Source organism: uncultured Streptococcus sp. (genome assembly GCF_905372115.1).
In the GTDB taxonomy this organism is placed as follows: Bacteria; Bacillota; Bacilli; order Lactobacillales; family Streptococcaceae; genus Streptococcus.
In genome coordinates this window covers 59,153-73,470 of the sequence record NZ_CAJPNR010000001.1, presented here as the reverse complement: position 1 = coordinate 73,470, position 14,318 = coordinate 59,153, and the positions used below count along the sequence as shown (strand labels likewise).

Below are 14,318 nucleotides of genomic sequence, written 5' to 3'. Positions count from 1 at the left end.
AAAGCGAAGAAAATTTCTTCACCCTTCCTTTCAAACTGACAAACAGCCTAAAAATTGATTGGTCCCGCATTAAAATTTTGAAGAAGAAGCGAGGAATAGAGCCCCTCCAATGATAAGGAGAATGCCTGCAATCCAGCCTATAAATGGAATGGGCGCGATGTTGCTGCTTCCGACGATAAGGAGGACGCCCGCTGCGACACTGAAACGCATTTGACCTTTGTAATAAGCCAAGGAAGTAATTCCCAAGCCCAGAGCTGCCAATTTAATCACCGCTCCCAGTAAATTCAGGCCAGAATCACCTAGTAGGGCTGAAAAAGGAACAAAAAAGATATTCGAGAGCAGCAAAATAGTCCCTCCAATCAAACCAACCAGACCGCTTATCAGTGCTAAAGTTTTTGTTTTCATTTACATCTTGCCTCCTTCAATATTATTCTGCTAATTATCTCTAATTTTAGACATTTTTTGCAATTTTGTCAAATTTTTCTAAATGATAATCCCTTCCAAATGATCCAATTCATGCTGGCAGATTTGGGCAGGCAGGCCTTTCAAGGTCATGGTCTGCTGCTGCCAATGTTTATCCAGATAATCAATTGTGATTTCCTGATAACGTTGGGTAGGACGGCTTCCAACCAAGGACAGGCAGCTCTCTTCTGTCTGATAAGGGCCTGACTTAGAGCGCAGCACCGGATTAAACATGACTACCGGCACCAAACCATATAGAAAGATAATGACTCGCTTACGCTCGCCAATCATATTGGCTGCGAGCCCTATACAGTTTTCTCGATTGGCCTGCAGAGTATCCTGCAAGTCTTGAGCCAGATAAAGGTCTTCTCTACTTGCTTGCTCTGATGGTTGCTGCAGGAAGAAAATATCTTTGACAATTGCTTTTTCCATTACTTTTCCTCATAGAGAATGGCCTGATAAATCAGACCCTATAAGCTTATTTTGCGTGGCGCTCGCTAACTTCTTTAGCCAGTACAAAGTTCCCCAGTGTTGCGGAGCCATTTCCAGCCACAGCCGGTGTCACGATATAGTCACGAACATCGGGAACTGGCAAATAACCATTCAGAAGAACTGTGAATTTCTCACGAACCCGATCCAGCATGTGCTGCTGAGCCATAACCCCGCCACCAAAGACGATGACATCTGGACGGAAAGTCACTGTCGCCTGAATAGCCGCCTGAGCGATATAGTAAGCTTGAATATCCCAGACGGAACTATTAAGTTTAATATTTTCCCCACGAACTCCGGTCCGCGCTTCTAAGCTTGGTCCAGCCGCCAATCCTTCCAAACAGCCATTGTGGAAAGGACAAACACCATTGAACTCTTTTTCCACATCCATAGGGTGCTTAGCTACATAATAATGCCCCATTTCCGGATGACCTGTTCCGCCGACAAATTCGCCTCGCTGGATAGCGCCAGCACCTATTCCTGTCCCAATCGTATAATAGACCAGATTTTCAATGCGGCCTCCAGCATTGTTGCGGGCTACTACTTCACCGTAAGCTGAACTATTGACATCCGTTGTGAAGTAAATAGGCACATTGAGAGCTCGGCGCAGAGCGCCGACAATATCCACATTAGCCCAATGCGGCTTAGGCGTCGTCGTGATAAAGCCGTAAGTCTTTGAATTAGGGTCAATATCAATTGGCCCGAAAGAACCAACAGCTAAACCAGCTAGATTGTCAAAACGAGAAAAGAACTCAATCGTCTTATCCAGCGTTTCAATAGGCGTGGTCGTTGGAAACTGTGTCTTTTCAACAACTTCAAACCGTTCATCGCCTACAGCACAGACAAACTTAGTGCCGCCCGCTTCCAAACTTCCATACAATTTTGTCATTATAAATCCTCTTTTAACATTTGATTTTTACTCTATTCATTATAGCATATCTCTTGCAGACTTCTTGCCAAAAACAGTCTTTTTAAAGCTTTTTCAACAAGACTGTACTTATGACATAAAAAACGAACAAAAGCTGATTTGTTCGTTTTCTAAATTCCATTAAGCTTTCACTTCAATAACTGCGTCACCTTTAGCAAGTGCTCCTTCTGCTACTGGAGTCACAGAAGCGTAATCAGCTGTGTTGGTAACGATGACCATAGTCGTATCATCCAGACCAGCGGCTGCAATTTTCTCAGCTTCAAATGTTCCCAGAACATCACCAGCTTTGACCTTGTCGCCTTGAGCAACCTTTTGGTCAAAACCTTCGCCATTCATAGACACTGTATCAATTCCGACGTGAATCAGAATTTCAGCACCATTAGCTGTCTTCAAACCATAGGCATGGCCTGTCGCAAAAGCGATCGTAACTTCTGCATCAGCTGGGGCGTAAACCACACCCTCACTAGGCTTGATGGCAAGTCCTTGCCCCATCGCTCCGCTAGAGAAAACAGGATCATCAACATCGCTCAAAGCTACTGCCTGACCAACGATTGGAGCAAGGATTCTCTCGTCTTGGAGAGCAGCCTTTTCTTCAGCAACTGTGTCATTAGCTACTTCTGCTCCTGCTGCTTCATCAGCCGTTGCGGCAACAGCTTCTGCTGCAAAGACATCTGCCGCTTTTGTCTTACCGTAGAAATAAGTCAAAGCAAAGGCAATTGCAAAAGCAATAACTTCACATAAGAAATAGAACGGAATTGATTTAGCATCAATTGAAAGGAAACCAAGGAAACCTGCCGAACCAAGAGACACAGCAATAACTTGGAGAAGACCTGCAAAGAAAGCTCCTACTGCTGATCCGATAAGGGCACAGAAGAATGGGAATTTATATTTCAAGTTTACACCAAAGAGAGCCGGCTCTGTAATACCCAAGAGAGCTGAGACACCTGCAGAAGATGCAAGACCTTTTGTTTTAGCATTCTTAGTTAAGAACAAGATTGCGAATGTAGCTGCACCTTGCGCAACATTGGCCATAGAAGCAACAACAAAGATAAAGTCACCATGACCACTGCCATTTTGCCAAGCCGAAAGCAATTGTGTTTCGATGGCTGGGAAAGATTGGTGAAGACCAGTCATTACAATTAATGAATAGGTTCCTCCGAAGATACTCATACCAATAAAGCTTGTTATGTTATAAAGCCAAACGATTGCATCTGTAATACCGTTAGATACCAATAGCATTACTGGACCAACTACAGTAAATGTCAAAAATCCAGTAATCATAACTGATAGCAATGGCGTGAAGGTGAAATCAACAGCTGATGGCAACTTCTTGTGGAAGAATTTTTCAAGGTGAGCCAAAATCCATACTGCAGCGAGAACCGGAATTACTTGGTAAACATAACTTGTTTGTGTCACATGATAACCAAAAATATCCCAAAATTTCTCAGCCCCTCCAAGGTCTGGTGTCGTCATAATCATACCGATTGCAGCACCCAGGAACTGGTTAGCTCCAAAACGTTTTGCAGCTGAGATACCAACAAGAATCGGCAGGAACATGAATGGTGCAGCAGACATGAGCTGAATCATTTCTGACAGCCCCTTAATAGCTGGAACCATTTGCTCAATCGATTGTGGCCCAAACAATCCTTCTGAGGTCAGGAAATTACGAAGAGCCATCAAAAGACCGCCTGCAACTAAGGCTGGAATAATAGGTACAAAAATATCGGACAAGAGTTTAATCAAAGCCATAATAGGATTAAACTTCTTTCCACTAGCAGCAATCTGCTTCAAATCATCAGTTGAAACTTCTTTAAGACCAGTTTCTTTTATAATCTCAGCGTAAACAAAGTTTACATCACCAGGACCAATGATAACCTGATATTGACCATCTGTTTTAAAAGTCCCTTTAACATCAGCATTATCGTCCAATGCTTTTTGATTAATAATACTGTCATCTTTCAACACGAGGCGCAATCTAGTTGCACAATGTGCTGCTGCCACAAGATTATCTTTTCCAACAGCCTCAATGACCTGTTTTGCAACTTTTGAATAATCCATTTGCAAAAATCTCCTTATAAATATTTTTAACTTTTTGAAAGCGATTTTATCACCTTTACGAATATTATTTTACCATGATTCAAAAATATGTCAAGCGTTTTGCAGAAAAAATATTTTTTTACTGTTAAATGTTGATTTTTCGACAGAAAACGTTTACTATAGTAATAAGAAATAATATGATTCGGAGGACAAAAGATTGGCTTGGACGACTGAAAAACGCTACAAACGCTATGAAGACTGGACTCAGGAAGAGCTACAGCAGATTAAAGAAAACATCGCTAAATCTCCTTGGCGGGCTAACTACCATGTGGAGCCTCAGACAGGTCTCCTCAATGACCCCAATGGCTTTTCTTATTTTGACGGCAAGTGGGTCGTTTTCTATCAAAACTTTCCTTTCGGAGCTGCTCATGGACTCAAGTGCTGGGTACAGTTGGAAAGCGATGACCTCGTTCACTTCACGGAAACTGGTCTTCGGGTGCTGCCAGATACTTCTCTGGACAGCCACGGTGCCTACTCTGGCTCTGCCATGCAGTTTGACGACAAGCTCTTTCTCTTCTACACTGGCAATGTTCGTGATGAGAACTGGGTGCGTCACCCTTATCAAATCGGTGCCTTGTTAGATAAATCGGGTAAGCTGGAAAAAATTGACAAGGTCTTGATTGAGCAACCTGCTGAAGCGACCGACCACTTCCGTGATCCGCAGATTTTCAACTACAAAGGGCAGTTCTATGCTATTGTCGGTGGGCAAAATCTAGACAAACAAGGCTATGTCAAGCTTTACAAGGCTCTTGATAACGACTATACCAACTGGGAAGTCGTCAGCGATTTAGACTTCGCCAATGACAAGACAGCCTACATGATGGAGTGTCCTAATCTAGTCTTTATCAACGACCAACCAGTCCTGCTCTATTGCCCTCAAGGTTTGTCTAAGGACGTACTGGATTATGACAATATTTATCCAAATATGTATAAAATAGGTCAATCGTTTGACACAAATAAAGCTGCTATGATTGATCCTAGCCCTATCCAAAATCTGGACTACGGCTTTGAGTGCTACGCGACCCAAGCCTTTAACGCACCTGACGGTCGCGCACTGGCTGTCAGCTGGCTAGGCTTGCCTGATGTGGAATACCCATCTGACCGCTTCGACCATCAAGGAGCCTTCTCCCTCGTCAAGGAATTGACCCTGAAAGACGGCAAACTCTACCAGTACCCAGTGCCTGCTATCAAGGATTTGCGAGCAGAGGAACAGCCTTTCGCTGCTTTGGCAGAAAGCAAGAACAGCTACGAACTAGAACTGAATCTCGCTGCAAACACCGAGCATGAAATCCTCCTCTTTGCGGACAAAGATGACAAGGGGTTACGCATCAATTTTGATCTTAAGGAAGGTCAAGTGACCGTTGACCGCAGTCAAGCGGGTGAGCCATTCGCTCTGGACTTTGGAACCAGCCGAAGCTGCAATATTGACAAAGAAGCTACAAATGCTAGTATATTTATAGATAAATCAATTTTTGAAATTTTCATCAATAAAGGAGAGAAAGTATTTTCCGGCCGTGTCTTCCCTAGAGAAGACCAAACAGGTATTGCTATTACTAAGGGCAATCCAACCGGTACTTACTATGAATTAGATTATGGTCGCAAAGCTAACTGATGTAGCAAAACTTGCAGGAGTCAGCCCCACAACTGTTTCCCGCGTCATCAACAGAAAAGGCTACTTATCCGAAAAAACGATTTCTAAGGTTGAGGCAGCCATGCGAGAGCTGGCCTACAAGCCTAACAATCTGGCACGCAGTCTCCAAGGTAAATCAGCCAAGCTAATTGGACTCATTTTCCCTAATATCAGCAATGTCTTTTACGCAGAATTGATTGGTAAGCTGGAGCATGAGCTCTTTAAACAAGGCTATAAAACCATCATCTGTAATAGTGAGCATGACTCAGATAAGGAGCGTGAATACCTTGAGATGCTGGAAGCCAATCAGGTGGACGGCATCATTTCTGGCAGCCACAATCTAGGTATCGAGGACTACAATCGTGTGACCGCACCAATCATTGCCTTTGACCGCAATCTTTCGCCGGATATCCCAGTTGTCTCCTCAGACAACTATGGCGGCGGAGTGCTGGCGGCTCAGACCTTGGTCAAGGCTGGAGCTCAAAATATCATCATGATTACTGGCAATGACAATTCCAACTCACCGACCGGCCTGCGCCATGCTGGCTTTGCTTCCGTCCTGCCGGACGCACCGATTATCAATGTTTCGAGTGATTTTTCACCCGTCCGAAAGGAAATGGAAATCAAGCAAATCCTGAGTCAAACTAAGCCCGATGCTATTTTTGCTTCAGATGATTTGACAGCCATCTTAATTATGAAAGTCGCTCAGGAGCTAGACATCCAGATTCCCAAAGATTTGAAAATCATCGGCTACGACGGCACCTACTTTATAGAGAACTACTACCCGCAGCTGGCAACGATCAAGCAACCGCTGAAAGATATTGCCTGCCTCTCTGTAGACCTGCTCCTCAAAAAAATTGCCGGCCAAGAAGTTCAAACGACTGGCTATTTCCTGCCAGTCAGTCTCTTGCCTGGTAAGAGTGTTTAACGCAGACATAATAAAAAAGCCTGACCGGCTTTTTTTATTATATCAAACATCTATCCTTGATTATCACAGCTAATACTTCAATCATCTTCGTGAGGCTGGGACTATTTAAAAGCTATGGAAAACCTTGTAGATCTGAGCCTAGAAACAAGGATTACGAAGCTACAAATATTCAATGTTTAGTTCTGTCCCACCGTCCTGACAAATTCGACAATATGGCCGCCACAATTATGAATCAGCTCATAGTCGTGTGTCACCAAAATGACTAGTTTGCCTGCTTGGGCCATTTGATGCAGGTCCTTGATCATCTGATCCATCTGAGGGCGGCAGAGGCCACTGGTTGGCTCATCTAAGATGACAATAGGCTTATCTGAAACCTTGGCCATCGCTAAGAGAAGCCGTTGCTTTTCACCACCCGACAAACTCTGAGGATGGCGGTCTTTCTTATCTAATAACCCGACCTGAGCCAAGGCCGCTTGCTTAGCAGTAGCATCATCGCTGACTATAGAAATTTCCGACCAGACCGACTCAGTGAAGAGCTGGTAGTTGACATCTTGCATGACCATACCGATCCAATCATAGCTAGGCTTGACAACCAGCCCATGAAAGAAGGTCTGCCCCTTGAAAGACTTGATTAAACCACAAAGCGAGCGTAGAAAGGTACTCTTGCCCACCCCGTTTTGCCCGATGATAAAGTGAATCCCCTGATTTAGAGAAAGATTCATATCAAAAATCTGCTTTCGGCCATAACTGTAAAGATAGTCTTGAGCCACTAGTGCCTGATTCGAGTCAAAATTCTTATCTGTCATCTGTTTGACCTGATAGTCCAATACTTGCAAGTCTGCTTTTTCAATCCTGCTCAAACTGCGCAGCCGATGCTGGCCAATAAAAGCAGTATCCAGCTCCTCTGGCAGGTGGCTTGTTGCCCGATTCCCCTCTAGCAAAACAAACTGATCCATTATCTCCCGCAGGTAATATAGCCGATGCTCAGCGATAATAATAGTCTTGCCCAGAGACTTAAGCTTAAGCAAGACTTCCTTCAGTCTCTCAATAGCATCGCGATCCAGAGAGGAGGACGGCTCATCAAACATATAGATAGCATTGTCCATACAGGCTACGCTGGTAATGGCTAAGAGCTGTTTTTCTCCGCCTGACAGCGTGAAAATATCTCGATCCAGTAACTGTTTCATCCCCAACAGTTCCGTATAATAATCAATCCGCTCCAAGATTTCCTCGCGCGGCAGATTACGATTTTCCAAGGCAAAGGCCATCTCATCGGTCGAGTTGGTCGCATAAAACTGGGTCTTGGGATTCTGAAAAACGGTCGAAATGAAACGGCTGCGCTGAGCCAAATCCAACTCCTGCAACTCCTGTCCCTTGTAAATCAGACTGCCCATTAGCTCTGCTGGCTGAAAATGCGGAATAATGCCATTGATTGCCTTGAGCAAGCTGCTCTTACCACTGCCAGAAGCTCCGCTGATTACCGTTATCTGCCCTGGCTCAAACCGCAGATTGACCTCCTCCAAAATTGGTCCGTCATAAGAAATAGTAAACTCTTTAAACTCAAGCATAGCGACTCCAAATATCTAAGGCTAAAACTGCCAACATCAGACTCAGACATAGATAATCCTGTATGTGCATCTTAGTCTGGGACAGGCTAGAACGCTGACCGCCGACAATCAAACCTCGCGTCATGGCTGAAACGGCCACATCATCTGCCGTCCGTGTCAGACACATAAGGAGGGGAACATAGCAGTATTCTATCATTCGGACTGGCTGGCTGAAAAAGGTTTTGCCGGTCAATCCATGTAGATACATGGCATCCTTGACCTGATGATAGTCTTCCTTGACAGTGTAGAAGAAACGAAACATGACCGAAATCGGAATAATCAGACTATCAGACAGCTTCATCCTTTGCAAGGACGCCACCAAATCACTCATAGAAGTAGTCAAAAGACTATAGCGCCCCATCATCACTCCCGGCGCCATCCGCAAGACCACCATGCTCATAAAGAGAAAAATAGCTTCTAAAACTGAAGAAGACAGCCGGTGCAACAGAAAGAGCTGCATCAGGATAGCAATCCCTAGCAAGACCAAACCTTTGAGAGCTTCCACATACTTTCTCTCCAGCAAGAGCAAGAGATAAGGCAAAGCAGATAGAAAGACAACTACTGGAAAGTAATGATGATGCAGATTTCCCAGCAGCAAGATATAGGAAATCACCACTGTCATGGCTATTTTGCTTCTAAAATCCAGATTCATCGGCGCACCCTATGCCATCCCAGATTGACTAAAATGCTTTTTCAGCATCTTGATGCCAATCGTGCAGCCCAGATAAGCACCCAAAGCACCTAAGAGCAAAACCGGAAAGAATGACCAATCTGGCAAGACACTAAACATCTGCTCTGCAAATTCCTTGCCATAGCCTTGATCGATAACCTTTTGCATGTAGGCATCACGCGTCAAATAGATGGGTAGGAGATTAGCACAGGAAGAAAGACTATAGGCAACATAGGCCCAACGGGCATGCTTGATACTGCGATAGTTACCGCGCTTCAGGATGTACTCACCTAAGAGAGCAGCTAGGACCGTTCCCAGCACAATCAAAATCGTGTGCCCCGTTGCTACAAAGACTAGAGCCGACACCAACCCCATAACCAGTACCATGCCAAAACGACGAATCTTGGTACTGTAAAGCATGAAAAGAGGACCAGACATCAGGGCGCCGAAAAAGGGAACAATCGGCATAGTAATGGGTAAAAAACCAATCATACCAGATACAAAGCTCACGATAACAATGAGCAAGGAAAAGAGACCGGCATTGACCAGATCCTTTACAGAAAAAGATGCTTGTTTCATTAGGAAAACCTCCATGTTTCATTAAAAAGCGTGCTTGTACTTAAAGTTCTCAATCAACTGCGCCGTTTCTACCAGCTCTTGGTATACACTGGAGACCTGCAGCAGCTCATCATGACGGCCAATACCATCCACCTGACCGTCTTTTAAAACGACAATCTTATCCGCATTCTCGACAGACTTGAGGCGATGGGAGATGATGATGACCGTCTTGTCTTTCAACAGAAGACTGAGACTTTCTTGAATTAATTTTTCATTTTCAATATCGAGTGATGAGGTGATTTCATCCAAAATCACAATAGGCGCTTGCTTGAGCAAAGCACGCGCAATCGAAATCCGCTGGCGCTCACCGCCTGATAGCTTGGCTCCATTTTCGCCAATCAGACTGTCATAACCTTGCGGCAACTGCTCAATAAATCCCTGACAGTTAGCCATGCGAGCAGCTTCTTTGACCTCCTCATCCGTAGCCGTTGGCCGACCAAGGCGGATATTCTCCAAGACAGAAGCGTCGAAAAGAATAACATCCTGAAAGACAATTGAGATCGAATCAAAGAGCGATTGGGTGCTGATATCCTGCAGCTCCTGACCATCGATATAAATATGCCCTTCTTGGTAATCATAGAGTCGGGAGATGAGCCGTAGCAAACTGGTTTTTCCGCAGCCAGACGGCCCAACCAAGGCCGTGATTTCATTTTGCTTGGCAGTGAAGCTGACCTTTTGTAGAACAGGCTGATCCGGCTTGTAGGCAAAGCCAACATCTACTAGCTCGATATCAAAGTTCTTAAGTTCCTGCTCTCTTCCTGCCTGCTTGGATGCTGTATGCAGCTCCTTGATCCGCTTAACAGCGGAGTCAATATAGAGAATCTCTGCCACATTCATATAGAGGCCTTCCATACCATCAATAATCTTAATAGTAGCCAGAAGGTAGCCCAGAAAATAAAGTAATGGAATCCAGCCTTGCGCTAAAAGATAAGAACCAACCAAGACGACCAACCCCAAGGTCAGGCGCAACCCTACTCCAGCTGCTAAGATTGGCAGACCTTGCAGGATCTCTGTCTTTAGGTGGATACGCTCACTCTCTTCCATCTGCCTGTAAAGTTTTTGGCTCAGTGATGGACCAAGATTGTAAGCCTTAATCTCCTCCTGTAGCTCAATCGCCTCCTGAAAACTCTCTGAATTGTCCCGCAGCTGCTGCCAGTAACGGCCCGAAGCCCGCTTGGGCAGCTCCTTAGATAACCAAATCATAGCCGCAATCAAGAGCAGTGGAAGAATGATGCAAAGTCCCATTATCGGATTGCCTAGAAGCATCATCAAGCTAGCTAGGACAAAGAAGAAGACAAAACCAATTGTTTTGGAAATCGCATGACTCAGGGCGTGTTCCAGTCGCTCTACATCACTCATGATAGTCTGAGACAGATCGGACAGGTCATGACTGGAAAAGTAGGATAAGGGCAGACTTTGCAGACTTTCCGCAATATCTGTCCGAATATTGGCGCTTTCCTTGTAGGTCGTGGTATAGGTGGCATTGTAATCCAGATAGATAATACTATAAAGGACCAAGACAATCACTAAACCTCCCTGCAAGAAGATCCATGGCGAGGCCAGCCGCCCAGTCAAAACTCCCTGCAAATAAAACATAAAGAAGAACATTGGCAGCATTTGAGCACAAAAGCCAAAAAAGGAAACCAGACAAGCCCTGAAAAGGTGCTTGGCACCGGTCTGTGTTAGGGAAAATAAATTTTGCAATTTTTCCATCAAGAGACCCTCCATTCGTCAGCGCTGGCGTAGAGTTCTTTCAGATGCTGATAGAGACTGCCCTTGACAGAGAGTTCCTCATCCTTACCCCGCTCGATAATCTTGCCCTTCTCAATGACTAAAATTTCGTCCACTCCCTTGATAGAGCTCAGACGATGAGCAATGATGATGACCGTCTTATGCTCTATTAGATGCGCAAAGGCCTGCTGAATCTGGTATTCATTATTGACATCTGTAGAGGCCGATGCCTCATCCAAAATAATCAGCTGAGCATCCTTGAGAATGGCTCGAGCAATAGCCAGTCGCTGCATTTCGCCACCCGACAAATGGACGCCTTTGGAGCCGATCACGGTCTGCTCCCGCTCAGAAAATTTATCCAGAATATCTTGGCAGCAGGCCAATTCCAGAGCCCGCATGACTTCCTGATTGCTGGCTGCAGGATTACCTAGCTTGACATTATCAAAAATAGACTTCTTAAAAAGCTTAGACTGCTGAAATACAAAGGCGATCTGCTGCATGGCCGCTTCCTGACTGTAGGACTCTAGAGGCTTGTGCCCCAGCAGAATCTGGCCGTTAGAAGGCTTATAAAAACCGGCAATGAGCTTAGCAATCGTTGACTTACCGCTACCGCTGGCTCCCACCAAAGCATAGACCTTATTTGACTCCAAATGAAAAGATAGTTTCTCCAAAATTAACTGGTCTTCCTCATAGCCAAAGGATACCTCTTTGAACTCCACACTGGAATCCAGCAATTGGCTCTCCTGTCCCTGATAAACCTTGCTATCGGTCATCTCAGTATAAAGATGCTCGATCTTATCAATCACCTGGATGGCCTTGTACTGGTACATGCCCAGATACATGACCCGCATAAAGCAAGTAAACAGCAGACCAATGACTGAAAAGAGAAATAGAAAAGCAGGTAGCAGACTGAGGTGCTGACTAGCAGGCAGAAAAAAGACAAAACCCGTAATCAGAAATAAAATATAAGAAGCAAAGAGCACCTGAAAGCTGACGTATGCCTGACGGCAGGTAAAAGAATAATCTAACGCCGTGTCTGAATACTCTCGGATAGCTTGGGACAAAGCTTTAAAAGAGTCAACTGAAGTCTTGAAAATCTTAATCACCTGCATACCACGAACGTATTCGACAGTGGCGCTGTTCAGATTTTCCAGCTTCTCCGAATAAAGCTGCATGAGCTCCTTCTCCCCAATCATGCCCTTGACCAGCCAAGCTCCAATAGCAATCAAAACAAGTAGCAGCAAACCCAGTAGCGGATGTACCGCAAAGCTCAGACCGATAATCATCAAAGGCGTCACCACCACTCCAACATTATCAGGTATGAGATGAGCAACAATCGTATGCGTCTCCGCTGCATTATCATCAATAATCTTACGAGTTTTTCCCGAGCTGGATTGGTCAAAAAAGGAAAAGTTAGAAGCCATGAGGCCATCAATGCCCCGCTTGCGCAGATTGGTCTCTAAACGAAAAGCCACCACGTGAGCAAGAAGGCCTGATCCTGTATATAGGAACGAAGCGACCAACATCATAGACACTACCGTAACGGCTGTCGGAAGGCTAGCTTCGGTCTCTTGAAAACGAATAACCTTCTCCAAAAACTGATAAAGCACATAAAGCGAGCCCACCATCAGCACAGAAGACAAGGTCGAACAAATGATAGCAAGATAAGCCAGACCTTTCCGCTCTGGAATGTAAAAAAATAGTTTCTTATACACTGAAAACATCGAAATCACCTTCTCCTACTTGTCAAAACAAAGTCAATCATATATACTGAAATTACTACTAATATTTTACCATTCTTAAAAATGAACAACAATCAATATTAAATTTTATGACGAATTGTAGTATTTGGCTAATCGTAGCAAGGAAGGACATTTGATGAGCAAAGATTTTGAGAGCATTTTATCGTATAGCAACTACACTCTACTAGAAAACTGCCAGCGTTTCTCCTCCCACGGCAAGACCTACTTTGTTGATAAGGAAGAGATGGAAGGATTTTACTGGAATTACGAAACAGACTATTTCCGCATCAACATTCATGATTCCTTTATCAAAAGAGACACTTTTTTTACCATGGATTTGAAGGAATTCCCAGATTTCTTAGCCTTTTCCTCCTATATGAAAGCTGCCCATGGAGAGTGCTTGTCTCCCTACAAAGCTCTGCGCAGCAAATCTAGCTTTATCATTCTCAATCAAAAGCAGTCTGTCCGCTTCTTGCTAAATGGCCAAACTCCTTTTCAAACGGTGGAAATTGACTTTAAACGTCAGATGATTGAAGACTACCTGATGACCCAGTACCAGCTAGACCTAAGGGAAATCAGTGATATTTTCACAGAATCTCACAAGTTCAATGCTGGAAAGCTGGAAAAAATCGCAGACGAGCTCTTGCATTACCATGTCAACTCTATCGGAAGTGAACTTTTCTATGAGATTAAGGCCAAGGAATGGCTCAGTGTCATTATCAATGAGTACTACAACCATCAGACAGCAAGCCCTTTGAATGCTGAAGACGATCTGGCTCTCGGCAATGTCAGCAGATATATTGATGACCATTATGCATCCAATATCCCGCAAGACCTGTTGGCCAAAATTGCCATGATGAGCAAGACAAAGCTGAAAAATGCTTTTAAGCTAAAATACAATATGACCATCACTGAGTACACGCAGCGCCGGCGTATAAGTATGGCCGAGCAGCTTTTGAAAACGCCCCATCTCAGTATCAAGGATGTCGCTCTCACCGTTGGCTACCAGTCACACAGCCGCTTTTCCTCCCTCTTCAAAAAATATATGGGCATCTATCCATACGAGATCCGAAACCGGCACCAACCAACCAACGAGAAAAGCTGTGCCCAATGTCAGCACACACTCTGTATACACAAGACTGAGTAAGGGAATGGTCGTTTAATTCAATTTTTTCCTTTGTTGACTTGAAACTAAAGGACTTAACCGTTGACAAAGTTGAGCAGAAAATAAAAATTTGAATCCATTTATGATGACACTCTGCATTAAAAAACGCATAAAATCATAAAAGTGTTGATTCTATGCGTTTTTGCTATCTAAATTTTTTATCTATCCCTTTTATCTACAGCCTCCAAAAGCTCCGGAGAGACATCGAATCTGATGTGATTTGAGGTGTATCAGATAAAAAGCAGAACTCC

At 44.3% G+C, this 14,318-nt stretch carries 12 protein-coding genes; 3 read left to right on the top strand and 9 right to left on the bottom strand.

Annotated elements, in window-relative coordinates:
* Nucleotides 1-69: 69 nt before the first annotated feature.
* From QZ169_RS00320 to QZ169_RS00305, 4 genes are all read right to left on the bottom strand, one after another.
* On the bottom strand, nt 70-405 hold the full coding sequence (locus QZ169_RS00320; RefSeq protein ID WP_002903845.1) for a hypothetical protein: 336 nt from the start codon (nt 403-405) through the stop codon (nt 70-72).
* A gap of 78 nt (nt 406-483) precedes the next feature.
* Nucleotides 484-894 (bottom strand): peptide deformylase, encoded by a 411-nt coding sequence (locus QZ169_RS00315; protein WP_295504040.1) that lies wholly within the window; start codon nt 892-894, stop codon nt 484-486.
* Between the two features lie 46 nt (nt 895-940).
* Nucleotides 941-1,840: a fructokinase ScrK gene (gene scrK / locus QZ169_RS00310; RefSeq protein ID WP_002907200.1), complete on the bottom strand. Its 900-nt coding sequence runs from the start codon at nt 1,838-1,840 to the stop codon at nt 941-943.
* Between the two features lie 159 nt (nt 1,841-1,999).
* A complete protein-coding gene (locus QZ169_RS00305) occupies nt 2,000-3,937 on the bottom strand; it encodes a sucrose-specific PTS transporter subunit IIBC (RefSeq protein WP_295504037.1) in 1,938 nt (645 codons plus the stop codon).
* A 196-nt stretch (nt 3,938-4,133) separates the two neighbouring features.
* Between QZ169_RS00305 and QZ169_RS00300 the strand changes: the two genes are divergently transcribed.
* Both QZ169_RS00300 and QZ169_RS00295 read left to right on the top strand, forming a co-directional pair.
* Nucleotides 4,134-5,588, top strand: coding sequence for a sucrose-6-phosphate hydrolase (locus QZ169_RS00300; protein ID WP_295504035.1), 1,455 nt, complete (start codon nt 4,134-4,136; stop codon nt 5,586-5,588).
* Nucleotides 5,569-6,534, top strand: coding sequence for a LacI family DNA-binding transcriptional regulator (locus tag QZ169_RS00295; RefSeq protein WP_295504033.1), 966 nt, complete (start codon nt 5,569-5,571; stop codon nt 6,532-6,534). Before QZ169_RS00300 ends, QZ169_RS00295 begins: the two co-directional genes overlap by 20 nt.
* 176 nt (nt 6,535-6,710) lie before the next feature.
* Here the strand turns inward: QZ169_RS00295 and QZ169_RS00290 are convergent, their stop codons facing one another.
* Genes QZ169_RS00290 through QZ169_RS00270 form a run of 5 tightly spaced genes read right to left on the bottom strand, consistent with a single transcriptional unit; the run spans nt 6,711 to nt 12,884 of the window.
* Nucleotides 6,711-8,102, bottom strand: a complete 1,392-nt coding sequence (locus tag QZ169_RS00290; RefSeq protein ID WP_295504031.1) for an ATP-binding cassette domain-containing protein — start codon at nt 8,100-8,102, stop codon at nt 6,711-6,713.
* Nucleotides 8,095-8,793 (bottom strand): energy-coupling factor transporter transmembrane component T, encoded by a 699-nt coding sequence (locus tag QZ169_RS00285; RefSeq protein WP_295504028.1) that lies wholly within the window; start codon nt 8,791-8,793, stop codon nt 8,095-8,097. Before QZ169_RS00285 ends, QZ169_RS00290 begins: the two co-directional genes overlap by 8 nt.
* A gap of 9 nt (nt 8,794-8,802) precedes the next feature.
* Nucleotides 8,803-9,390 (bottom strand): MptD family putative ECF transporter S component, encoded by a 588-nt coding sequence (locus tag QZ169_RS00280; RefSeq protein ID WP_072073443.1) that lies wholly within the window; start codon nt 9,388-9,390, stop codon nt 8,803-8,805.
* A gap of 21 nt (nt 9,391-9,411) precedes the next feature.
* A complete protein-coding gene (locus tag QZ169_RS00275) occupies nt 9,412-11,157 on the bottom strand; it encodes an ABC transporter ATP-binding protein (RefSeq protein WP_295504025.1) in 1,746 nt (581 codons plus the stop codon).
* Complete coding sequence (locus QZ169_RS00270; RefSeq protein WP_295504023.1) at nt 11,142-12,884, bottom strand: ABC transporter ATP-binding protein; 1,743 nt, start codon at nt 12,882-12,884, stop codon at nt 11,142-11,144. The genes QZ169_RS00275 and QZ169_RS00270 overlap by 16 nt, the downstream gene beginning before the upstream one ends.
* 154 nt (nt 12,885-13,038) lie before the next feature.
* Between QZ169_RS00270 and QZ169_RS00265 the strand changes: the two genes are divergently transcribed.
* Nucleotides 13,039-14,049 (top strand): helix-turn-helix transcriptional regulator, encoded by a 1,011-nt coding sequence (locus QZ169_RS00265; RefSeq protein WP_002901166.1) that lies wholly within the window; start codon nt 13,039-13,041, stop codon nt 14,047-14,049.
* Nucleotides 14,050-14,318 lie beyond the last annotated feature (269 nt).